9 protein-coding genes are annotated in these 9,636 nt (G+C 74.2%); 4 read left to right on the top strand and 5 right to left on the bottom strand.

What is annotated here, in order from left to right; all coding sequences use genetic code 11:
- Nucleotides 1–55: 55 nt before the first annotated feature.
- Nucleotides 56–373 (bottom strand): WhiB family transcriptional regulator, encoded by a 318-nt coding sequence (locus tag ACFXA3_RS18375; protein ID WP_385187942.1) that lies wholly within the window; start codon nucleotides 371–373, stop codon nucleotides 56–58.
- A gap of 101 nt (nucleotides 374–474) precedes the next feature.
- On the bottom strand, nucleotides 475–1,200 hold the full coding sequence (locus tag ACFXA3_RS18380) for a GNAT family N-acetyltransferase (RefSeq protein ID WP_385187943.1): 726 nt from the start codon (nucleotides 1,198–1,200) through the stop codon (nucleotides 475–477).
- Between the two features lie 535 nt (nucleotides 1,201–1,735).
- On the opposite strand from ACFXA3_RS18380, the gene ACFXA3_RS18385 reads away from it, so the two are divergent.
- The 3 genes from ACFXA3_RS18385 to ACFXA3_RS18395 all read left to right on the top strand — a co-directional run bounded on the left by ACFXA3_RS18385 (nucleotide 1,736) and on the right by ACFXA3_RS18395 (nucleotide 4,842).
- A complete protein-coding gene (locus ACFXA3_RS18385; RefSeq protein WP_385187945.1) occupies nucleotides 1,736–2,110 on the top strand; it encodes a hypothetical protein in 375 nt (124 codons plus the stop codon).
- A gap of 168 nt (nucleotides 2,111–2,278) precedes the next feature.
- Nucleotides 2,279–3,079, top strand: a complete 801-nt coding sequence (locus ACFXA3_RS18390) for a carbon-nitrogen hydrolase family protein (protein WP_385187946.1) — start codon at nucleotides 2,279–2,281, stop codon at nucleotides 3,077–3,079.
- Nucleotides 3,080–3,129: 50 nt separating this feature from the next.
- Nucleotides 3,130–4,842, top strand: a complete 1,713-nt coding sequence (locus ACFXA3_RS18395) for a flavin monoamine oxidase family protein (protein ID WP_385187948.1) — start codon at nucleotides 3,130–3,132, stop codon at nucleotides 4,840–4,842.
- A gap of 136 nt (nucleotides 4,843–4,978) precedes the next feature.
- Here the strand turns inward: ACFXA3_RS18395 and ACFXA3_RS18400 are convergent, their stop codons facing one another.
- The 3 genes from ACFXA3_RS18400 to ACFXA3_RS18410 all read right to left on the bottom strand — a co-directional run bounded on the left by ACFXA3_RS18400 (nucleotide 4,979) and on the right by ACFXA3_RS18410 (nucleotide 8,415).
- Nucleotides 4,979–5,620 (bottom strand): DUF5995 family protein, encoded by a 642-nt coding sequence (locus tag ACFXA3_RS18400; RefSeq protein WP_385187949.1) that lies wholly within the window; start codon nucleotides 5,618–5,620, stop codon nucleotides 4,979–4,981.
- Between the two features lie 76 nt (nucleotides 5,621–5,696).
- Entirely contained in the window at nucleotides 5,697–7,133 is a 1,437-nt protein-coding gene (locus tag ACFXA3_RS18405; protein WP_385187950.1) for a uracil-xanthine permease family protein, read from the bottom strand.
- Nucleotides 7,134–7,200: 67 nt separating this feature from the next.
- Entirely contained in the window at nucleotides 7,201–8,415 is a 1,215-nt protein-coding gene (locus tag ACFXA3_RS18410) for an MFS transporter (protein ID WP_385187952.1), read from the bottom strand.
- A 55-nt stretch (nucleotides 8,416–8,470) separates the two neighbouring features.
- On the opposite strand from ACFXA3_RS18410, the gene ACFXA3_RS18415 reads away from it, so the two are divergent.
- Nucleotides 8,471–9,636, top strand: a 1,166-nt coding sequence (locus ACFXA3_RS18415; RefSeq protein ID WP_385187954.1) for an ROK family transcriptional regulator, incomplete at its 3' end; no start/stop codon positions are given.

The following is a 9,636-nucleotide window of genomic DNA, read 5'->3' on the forward strand; positions in this document are numbered from 1 at the left end:
GCGCAGCAGTGTCCGGGGGGCGGGAGCGGTACGGGACCCGCCCCGCGGGCGGCGTTCAGGTGTGTCCGGCGCCCGCGCGGGCCGCGGCGGTGCGGCGGCCGGCCGGCTCCAGCAGGGGCCGGCGCTCCTCCTCCGTCAGCCCGCCCCACACCCCGAACGGCTCACGGGTCCGCAGCGCGTGGTCCAGGCACGCGGCGCGCACCGGGCAGACCGCACAGACCCGCTTCGCGGCCTCGTCGCGGTCCTCCCGCTCCTCGCCCCGCTCGCCGGCGGGGTGGTAGAAGCGTCCGGGGCCCAGGTTGCGGCAGGCGGCCCGCAGTTGCCACTGCCAGTGGTGGTCGGCGGCGCCGGGCAGCCGGGAGACGTCGGTCATGACAGTTCGCGTTCCTTTCGCGTGACTCGGCATGTCCCCGCGTGTGACCGATCCGAACGCCCTGAAACCTGCCGCCGTGACCCGGCCGTGCGCCGCCTCCGTCAGGCCCCCGCGTCCGGCGTGCGGACGCCGATGAAGTACGGGCGGCGGCGGAGCGTGAACCCCATCGACTCGTACAGGGCGATGGCTCCCGTGTTCTCCGCCGCCGCGTGCAGGAACGGGCGGTCGCCGCGCTCGCCGATCGCGGCGGCCACCGCGCGGATCAGGCGGCCGGCCAGGCCGCGGCCGCGGTGGTCGGGGTGCGTGCACACCGCGCTGATCTCCGACCAGCCCGGCGGCCGCATCCGTTCCCCCGCCATCGCGACGAGCCGGCCCTCGTGCCGGATCCCGAGGTACGTGCCCAGCTCGATCGTGCGCCGCGCGAACGGCCCCGGCTTCGTGAGCTCGACCAGCTCCCGCATCTCCGGTACGTCGGCCGGCCCCAGCAGCACCGCTTCGGGCGCCGCCTCGGCCCGTACCGCCCCGCCGTCCATCTGCACGCCCGGTATCGACACCTCCGTCGTCCACCCCGGGGGCGGCGTCGGCAGGCCGGTGACCCAGACCGTCTGCCCGGGCCCGGCCAGCGCCGCCAGATCGGCCCAGGCCCCGGGGTCCTCCGGGTCCGCGAGCGCGACGAACGGGGAGGTGTCGGCGACGTACCGGGCCGCCAGCCCCCGCGGCCCGGTTTCGGCGAAGGGGCTGCTCGGGCCGCCGAGTGCGGCCCAGACCGGATTGTCGAGGACGTGCACGGGCACGGCCCGCGCGGCCGTGTGGGTGTCGGACGCCATGGGGTGGGGAACTCCTTCCCTCGGGTACGGGCGCAGGACCGGCCACCACCTTCTTGACGGCCCCGCGCACCGCCACGAGACTGCTGGTGACGACGGTCACGAGAGTCAGCGTCCGTCGCGGGCGGGTTTATGCCCCAGGGGCGGGACGGAGCCGGTGGAGATGGCCAGGACGGCGGGCGCACGGGCGGGGATCCTCCGCCGGTGGTGGCTGACCCGGCGCCTGCACATCGACCTGCTGCGCGTGTGCAGCGCGTTCGGCGCGGGCGCCTGAGCCGCTGCCCGGTCGGTGCGCCGCCCAGGGCCCCGGGCGCAGCCGCAGGTCCCGGCCGGGTCGCCTGACCCGCCGGCCGCCGACGCCCACCGCCGCCCGGTCCTCCGGCCGGCGGTCCGGTCGCCACCTCAAACCGTCTCCGGCGTCCGGTGCGCCGCACCGGGGCCCGCCGCGGCGTACGCGTCCCCGCACCACCCCCGTGACCCGGCGCGCGCCACGCCGCCGGGAGGTCCGCCACGCCTTCGTGCCGTCCCCAGGAGAGTCATGCTGCCCATGGTCCTGCCCCGAACCGGTCCGGCCCCCGTCCTGCGCGGCCGCATCGGCGCCGGCTTCTCGCCCGTGCCGCACCGCTACCGCCTGTACCTCTCCGCCGACTGTCCGGGCTCCGTGCGCGTCGCGGCCGCCCTCGCCCGGCTGGGCCTGGAGGGGGCCGTCGCCACCACCCTGCTCGGGCCGCCGGCCTCGTACGCCGCCCTGCGCCGCGCCTACGAGGCCGCCGGACACCACTACGACGGCGCGCTCGCCGTGCCCGCCCTCTGCGACACCTGGAGCGGCCGCGTCATCGGCAACGACACGGAAGATATCCTCGACGACCTGAGGCGCCTGCGCGCCCATCCCGCCTTCCGCGTCGACGCGTAACCCGTGGCAGGAGGGGAACCCCGGGGGTCCGCGCAACGAATCGCCGCCCGAGCCGTCAAACACGCAACGAATCGATGCGCGGAGCGCAACGGTCACGGCTTGTCGGGGTCGAACGCGCGAACGTACCTTCAATAGGACCCCCACCCCTCCTGTCACAGAGGTACGCCCATGCCCCCGCTGCGCACCGCCCTCCTCCAGAGTTCCGGACGGCTCGGTGACACCGCCGAGAACCTGAAGGCGCTCGACGAGGCCGCGCAGCGCGCCGCACAGGCGGGCGCCGGACTCCTCGTGACCTCGGAGATGTTCCTGACCGGGTACGCGCTGGACGTCGCGGACGTCGCCGCCCTGGCCGAGGCCGCCGACGGCATGTCCGCCCGCGCCATCGGCGAGATCGCCCGCCGCCACGGCGTCGCCGTCCTGTACGGCTACCCCGAGCGCGAGGGCGAGACGGTGTACAACGCGGCCCAGCTCGTCGGCCCGGACGGGGTCCGGCTGGCGAACTACCGCAAGACCCACCTGTTCGGCTGCTTCGAGCAGGAGGCCTTCACGCCCGGCGACACCCCCGTCGTCCAGGCCGACCTGGGCGGCCTGCGCATCGGCATCATGATCTGCTACGACGTGGAGTTCCCGGAGAACGTCCGGGCCCACGCCCTGGCCGGCACCGACCTCCTCCTGGTGCCGACCGCGCAGATGCACCCGTTCCAGTTCGTCGCCGAACAGCTCGTCCCCGTACGGGCCTTCGAGAACCAGATGTACATCGCGTACGTCAACCGCACCGGTCCGGAAGGCGAGTTCGAGTTCGTCGGACTCAGCTGCCTGGCGAGCCCCGACGGGGTGACCCGCACCCGGGCCGGCCGCGGCGAGGAGCTGGTGATCGGCGAGGCCGATCCCGAGCTGCTGCGCGCCTCGCGCGAGACCAACCCCTACCTGCGCGACCGCCGCCCCGGGCTCTACGCCTCCCTCGTCTGATCCCGTCTGCGCCCTCCCCCCTGCCCCACCCCCGCAAGGAGCCGTACCCCATGACGTCCACGGTGCCCACCACCGCCGTCCCGCACAGCGACGGACAGCCGCCGATCACCATGTTCGGCCCGGACTTCCCGTACGCGTACGACGACTTCCTCGCCCACCCTGCGGGCCTGGGCCAGATACCGGCGACCGAGCACGGCACCGAGGTCGCCGTCATCGGCGGCGGCCTGTCCGGCATCATCTCCGCCTACGAGCTGATGAAGATGGGCCTCAAGCCCGTCGTCTACGAGGCGGACCAGATCGGCGGCCGGCTGCGCACCGTCGGCTTCGAGGGCGCCGGCACCGAGGGTCTGACCGCGGAGATGGGCGCCATGCGCTTCCCGCCCTCCTCCACGGCGCTCCAGCACTACATCGACCTCGTCGGCCTGGTCACCGAGCCCTTCCCGAACCCGCTCGCCGAGGCCACCCCCTCGACGGTCGTGGACCTCAAGGGCGAGACCCACTACGCCGAGACGATCGCCGACCTCCCGCAGATCTACCGCGACGTCGCCGACGCGTGGAACGCCTGCCTCGACGAGGGCGCCGACTTCTCCGACATGAACCAGGCGATGCGCGAGCGCGACGTCCCGCGCATCCGCGAGATCTGGGCCAAGCTCGTCGAGAAGCTCGACGACGAGACCTTCTACGGCTTCCTCTGCAAGTCCGAGGCCTTCCAGTCCTTCCGCAAGCGCGAGATCTTCGGCCAGGTCGGCTTCGGCACCGGTGGCTGGGACACCGACTTCCCGAACTCCATCCTGGAGATCCTGCGCGTCGTCTACACCGAGGCGGACGACCACCACCGCGGCATCGTCGGCGGCTCGCAGCAGCTGCCGCTGCGCCTGTGGGAGCGCGAGCCCGAGAAGATCGTCCACTGGGCGCAGGGCACCTCGCTGTCCTCCCTGCACGAGGGCACCCCGCGCCCGGCGGTGACCCGCCTGCACCGCACGGCCGGCAACCGCATCACGGTCACCGACTCCTCGGGCGACATCCGCACGTACCGCGCCGCGATCTTCACGGCGCAGTCCTGGATGCTGCTGTCCAAGATCGCCTGCGACGACTCGCTGTTCCCCATCGACCACTGGACGGCGATGGAGCGCACCCACTACATGGAGAGCTCGAAGCTCTTCATCCCGGTGGACCGCCCGTTCTGGCTGGACAAGGCCGTCGACGACGCGGGGAACCCGACGGGCCGCGACGTCATGTCGATGACCCTCACGGACCGCATGACGCGCGGTACGTACCTCCTGGACAACGGCCCGGACCAGCCGGCCGTCATCTGCCTCTCGTACACGTGGTGCGACGACAGCCTGAAGTGGCTGCCGCTGTCCGCGAACGAGCGGATGGAGGTCATGCTGAAGTCCCTCGGCGAGATCTACCCGAAGGTCGACATCCGCAGTCACATCATCGGCAACCCGGTGACCGTGTCGTGGGAGAACGAGCCCTACTTCATGGGCGCGTTCAAGGCGAACCTGCCGGGCCACTACCGCTACCAGCGCCGCCTGTTCACCCACTTCATGCAGGACCGCCTCCCCGAGGACAAGCGCGGCATCTTCCTCGCGGGCGACGACATCTCCTGGACGGCGGGCTGGGCCGAGGGCGCGGTCCAGACGGCGCTGAACGCGGTCTGGGGCGTCATGCACCACCTGGGCGGCTCCACCGACGCCACCAACCCCGGTCCGGGCGACGTCTACGACGAGATCGCCCCGGTCGAACTGCCGGAGGACTGACCTCCGACGGCCACCGCCCGGAGCGGCCCCACCCCCGCCGCTCCGGCCCCGTGACCACGGGCCGCCCCCGCGTACACAGCGCGGCGGCGGCCCGTCTTCATGTCCGGCGCGGGGTACGGGCCCTGCGGCCCCGGGGTCAGGACGTCGGCGTCAGCAGGCAGCGGCCCACCAGGCCGACGCCCGCGTCCAGCGAGTCCGCGAACTCCTCCGCCAGGTCGGGGGAGCGGCGCAGGGTCCACAGCAGGCGGGCCGCGGACCAGGCGGCGCCGCGGGCCCGGTCCAGGCTCCACGAACCGAGCAGGTGCGTCAGCGGATCCGCGACCTCCAGCAGGTCCGGGCCCGGCATCAGGTCCTCCCGGATGTGCTCCTCCAGGGAGACCAGCGTGTCGCCGACCCGGTCGAAGTCGGCCTCCAGGGCCCGTGGTTCGCAGTCCAGGGCCCGGCAGGCGGCGACCACCGCGAGGGCGAGGTCGTGCCCGATGTGCGCGTTGATCCCGGCCAGGGCGTGCTGGAGCGGCCGGATCCCGGGGTGGCGGCGGTACTGGAGCAGCGGCCGCCAGCAGGCGGGGGCCCGGTCCGCCTCCACCGCCGTCAGGTACCGCTCGGCGAAGAGCACGCTCAGCGCCTCCGCCCGCCGCGGCGCCGGGAACTCCCCGTGGGAGATGCGCGCGTGCAGGGTCTCCGTCACCGTCAGGTACACCCGGTTGAAGACGGCGACGCCGTCGTGCGCGGGGAGCCGCTCGTCCAGGGCGCGCATCCGCGCGAGCACCGCTTCCATGAGAGGCAGCGTCGCAGCCGGCGGTGCGGATCCGGGGAACTTGGCCGTGTGCTTCGCCGGTTCGGGCGAACCCGGATCAGGAGCGGGTGACCTGCGCGGGCCGTTCCGCGCCGGCCGCGCCTGCCGAGTCCGCCGCGTCCGCCTCGGCGTCGTACGCCGACGTGCCCGAGTCGAGTAGCGGTTCCTGCTTCTTGAGGTGCGCGGGCGCCAGGTACCGCAGTGCGTGGTAGCCCGTGATCACCACGATCGTGCCGAGCGCGATGCCGCCCAGCTCGAAGCCGTCCGTCAGCTGCAGCTTCACCCCGCCGATGCCGATGACGATGCCCGCCGCGGCCGGCACCAGGTTCAGCGGATTGCGCAGGTCCACCCGGCCGTTCAGCCAGATCTGCGCGCCGAGCAGGCCGATCATCCCGTACAGGATCACGGTGATCCCGCCCAGCACCCCGCCGGGGATCGCGGCGACGACCGCGCCGAACTTCGGGCAGAGGCCGAAGAGCAGCGCGAAGCCCGCCGCCGCCCAGTAGGCCGCCGTCGAGTAGACGCGGGTGGCCGCCATCACGCCGATGTTCTCGGAGTAGGTGGTGTTCGGCGGGCCGCCCACCGCCGTGGACAGCATCGACGCGGCGCCGTCGGCGGCGATCGCCGTGCCCAGCCTGTCGTCGAGCGCGTCGCCGGTCATCTCGCCGACCGCCTTGATGTGCCCGGCGTTCTCGGCGATCAGGGCGATCACCACCGGGAGCGCGATGAGGATCGCCGACCACTCGAACTGCGGGGCGTGGAAGGACGGCAGCCCGAACCAGTCGGCCCTGCCCACCCCGGAGAGGTCGAGCCGCCAGTGGTCGACGGCCTCCGTCCCGCCCACCGTCGAGTGGATCTTGCCGAAGAGCAGGTCGAAGACCCAAGAGATGCCGTACCCGAAGAGCAGGCCGAGGAAGATCGCGATCCGGGACCAGAAACCGCGCAGGCAGACCACGGCCAGCCCGGTGAACAGCATGGTCAGGAGCGCCGTCCACTGGTCCTGCGGCCAGTACGTCGAGGCCGTCACCGGCGCCAGGTTGAAGCCGATCAGCATCACCACCGCGCCCGTCACCACCGGCGGCATCGCGGCGTGGATGATCCGTGCGCCGAAGCGCTGTACGGCGAGCCCCGCGAGGAACAGCGCCGCGCCGACCACGAACACCGCGCCGGTGACGACCGCGCTGTCACCGCCGCCCGCGCGGATCGCCGCGGCGACGCCCACGAAGGAGAGGGAGCAGCCCAGGTACGAGGGCACCCGCCCGCGGGTGGCCAGCAGGAAGACGGCCGTCGCGATCCCCGACATCATGATGGCCAGGTTCGGGTCCAGGCCCATCAGGACCGGAGCGACGAAGCTCGCCCCGAACATCGCCGCGACGTGCTGGGCGCCCAGCCCCGCGGTACGCGGCCACGACAGCCGCTCGTCCGGCCGCACCACCGCGCCGGGGGCGGGGTTGCGCCCGTCTCCGTGCAGGGTCCAGCGCACCCCGAGGCCCATGTCTTCCACCACTTCCGTCGAACCGATCGGTCAAGCGTCCGGGCCGCGGAGCGACCAGCGAGCCATTTTACGGGCGGACATCCGCTGGTTCGTCCCGGTCTGCGCGCGCGGAGCCCGCCGTCACCGGCTGCTGCCGCAGGACCGCGGCCCCCGCGACCAGCGCGAACGCGAGCAGGGTGACCAGCCCGAAGGACATCACGAGCGAGGTGGCGTCCGCCACCGCCCCGATCGCCGACGGCGCGATCAGCCCCGACGTGTACGTGATCGTCGCGACGCCCGCGATGGCCTGCGCCGGGGCCGGACCGCTGCGCGCGGCGGCCGCGAAGGCCAGCGGGACCACCACCGCGATGCCCAGTCCGATCAGCCCGAAGCCCGCCATCGCCGCGGCCGGGTGGTGGACCGTCACCACGATCAGGCCGCCCGCGGTGGCCAGGACGCCGCCCGCCCGGACCGTGCGCACCGCGCCGAACCGGTCCACCACCCGGTCCCCGGCGAGCCGGGCGACGGCCATGGTGAGCGCGAACGCCGTGGTGGAGGCCGCCGCGAGACCGGCGTCCGTGTCCAGCACGTCCCGCAGGTACACGGCGGACCAGTCCAGGCTCGCGCCCTCCGCGAAGACCGCGCAGAACCCCATGGCCCCGATCAGCAGTGCGGACTTGGGGGGCAGCGCGAAATGCGGCGGCGCCTGCGCCTCCGCGGCGCTGTGCAGGTCCAGCACCCCCCGTACGGCGACCAGCCCGGCCGCGGTCAGGGCGAGCGCGGCGACCAGGTGGTGCAGCCGAGCGTCGCCCCCGGAGTGGGCGGCGACCGTGCCCGCAGCCGAGCCGAGCAGCGCTCCCACGCTCCACATGCCGTGCAGCGAGGACATGATCGAGCGGCCGAGCCGGTTCTCGGTCTCCACGCCGAGCGCGTTCATCGCCACGTCCGACATCCCGGCGGTCGCCCCGTAGACGAACAGGACGAAGCACAGGACCGTCAGGTTCGGGGCGAGGCTCGGCAGGACCAGGGACAGGGTCCACAGTGAGAGGAGCCCGCGCAGCGCGGCGCGGGCGCCGAAGCGGTGGTTGATCCGGCCGGCCAGCGGCATCGCGACCGCGGCGCCCAGCGCGGGGAAGGCCAGGGCCAGGCCCAGGGTGCCCGCGCTGAGCTGCGCGTGCTCCTGGATCCAGGGGATGCGGGTGGCGAAGGAGCCGGTCACGGCACCGTGGGTGCAGAAGACGGCGGCGATGGCGATGCGGGCCCGGCGCAGGCGCGCCGGGCTGAGGTCTGTTTCCCCTGTCATGGGATTAAACTATCAGGGACCCTGCCTGATAGTTAGTGCGGACGAGGTACCTAAGATGGGCGCCGTGACTCCTGCCAAGGTGCTGACCCCCGCCGCTCCGTCGCCCGCGTCGCCGAGCACGGCCCGGGCCATCAACGACCGGCTCGCCCTGCGGTTCCTGCAGGAGGAGGGGCCCCTGACCGCCACTCAGCTCAAGGCGATGACCGGCCTGTCCCGCCCCTCCGTCGCCGATCTCGTCGAGCGGCTGACCCACGCCGGACTGATCGAGGTCGTCGGGGAGTCCGGCGAACAGCGCCGCGGACCCAACGCCCGGCTGTACGGGATCGTCGCCGGCCGCGCCTACCTGGCGGCCCTCGACGTCCGGACGGACAGTGCGACCGCGGTCGTCGCGGACCTGCTGGGCCGCCCGCTGGCCCGGGCGGCGCTCCCGGTGGACGCCGTCGACGAGGCCGTGACCCGGCTGGAGGTCCTCGCCCGGGAAGCCGGCGCGGACCGTCTGCACACCGTGGTGGTCGGCGCCCCCGGCCTGGTCACCCCGGCCGGCGGGGAGCTGCGCAGCACCGTCGGACTGCCGTCCTGGCACCGGGACCTGGTGGCCGCGCTCCAGCAGCGGCTGCCCGCCACGGTGGTGGTGGAGAACGAGACGAACCTCGCGGCCCTCGCCGAACAGCGCGTCGGCGCCGCGCAGGACCTGGACTCCTTCGTCCTGCTGTGGCTCGGCGCCGGCGTGGGCGCCGCGGTCGTCCTGGACGGACGGCTGCGCCGCGGAGCCTCCGGCGGCGCCGGCGAGATCGGCTTCCTCCCGGTGCCGGGCACGGGCCGGCTGCCCTCCGCCACGGACTGCGGGGGCGGATTCCACGCCCTGGCCGGCCGGGACGCGGTGGCCGCGCTCGCGGCCGGGCACGGCTACACCGGGCCGGTCGAGGAGGCGGTCGCGGGCGCCGCGGGCGAGGCCTTCACGGAGGCCCTCGCCGAGCGGCTCGCCCTGGGCGCGGCGGCCGTCGCGGCCGTCCTGGACCCGGGCTGTCTGGTCCTGGCGGGCGGGCTCGGCCACGCGGGCGGCGCCGGCCTGGCGGACGCGGTCGCCCGCCGGCTGGCGGGGCTGACCCCCGTGCCGATGGAGGTCCGCGCCACCGCACTCGGCGACCCGGCGGGGGGCGCCGGCGCCCGCCCCCGCCCCCCCCCACACCCCCCGCCCGCGCCCGAGACCCCCCCCCCCCC

Source organism: Streptomyces sp. NPDC059456 (assembly GCF_042750055.1).
Classification (GTDB): Bacteria; Actinomycetota; Actinomycetes; order Streptomycetales; family Streptomycetaceae; genus Streptomyces.

What these genes read in the sequence shown, in the direction of transcription:
- ACFXA3_RS18375 (WP_385187942.1), bottom strand. Translation starts at nt 373, where the DNA reads ATGACCGACGTCTCCCGGCTGCCCGGCGCCGCCGACCACCACTGGCAG.
- ACFXA3_RS18380 (WP_385187943.1), bottom strand. Translation starts at nt 1,200, where the DNA reads ATGGCGTCCGACACCCACACGGCCGCGCGGGCCGTGCCCGTGCACGTC.
- ACFXA3_RS18385 (WP_385187945.1), top strand. Translation starts at nt 1,736, where the DNA reads ATGCTGCCCATGGTCCTGCCCCGAACCGGTCCGGCCCCCGTCCTGCGC.
- ACFXA3_RS18390 (WP_385187946.1), top strand. Translation starts at nt 2,279, where the DNA reads ATGCCCCCGCTGCGCACCGCCCTCCTCCAGAGTTCCGGACGGCTCGGT.
- ACFXA3_RS18395 (WP_385187948.1), top strand. Translation starts at nt 3,130, where the DNA reads ATGACGTCCACGGTGCCCACCACCGCCGTCCCGCACAGCGACGGACAG.
- ACFXA3_RS18400 (WP_385187949.1), bottom strand. Translation starts at nt 5,620, where the DNA reads ATGGAAGCGGTGCTCGCGCGGATGCGCGCCCTGGACGAGCGGCTCCCC.
- ACFXA3_RS18405 (WP_385187950.1), bottom strand. Translation starts at nt 7,133, where the DNA reads ATGGGCCTCGGGGTGCGCTGGACCCTGCACGGAGACGGGCGCAACCCC.
- ACFXA3_RS18410 (WP_385187952.1), bottom strand. Translation starts at nt 8,415, where the DNA reads ATGACAGGGGAAACAGACCTCAGCCCGGCGCGCCTGCGCCGGGCCCGC.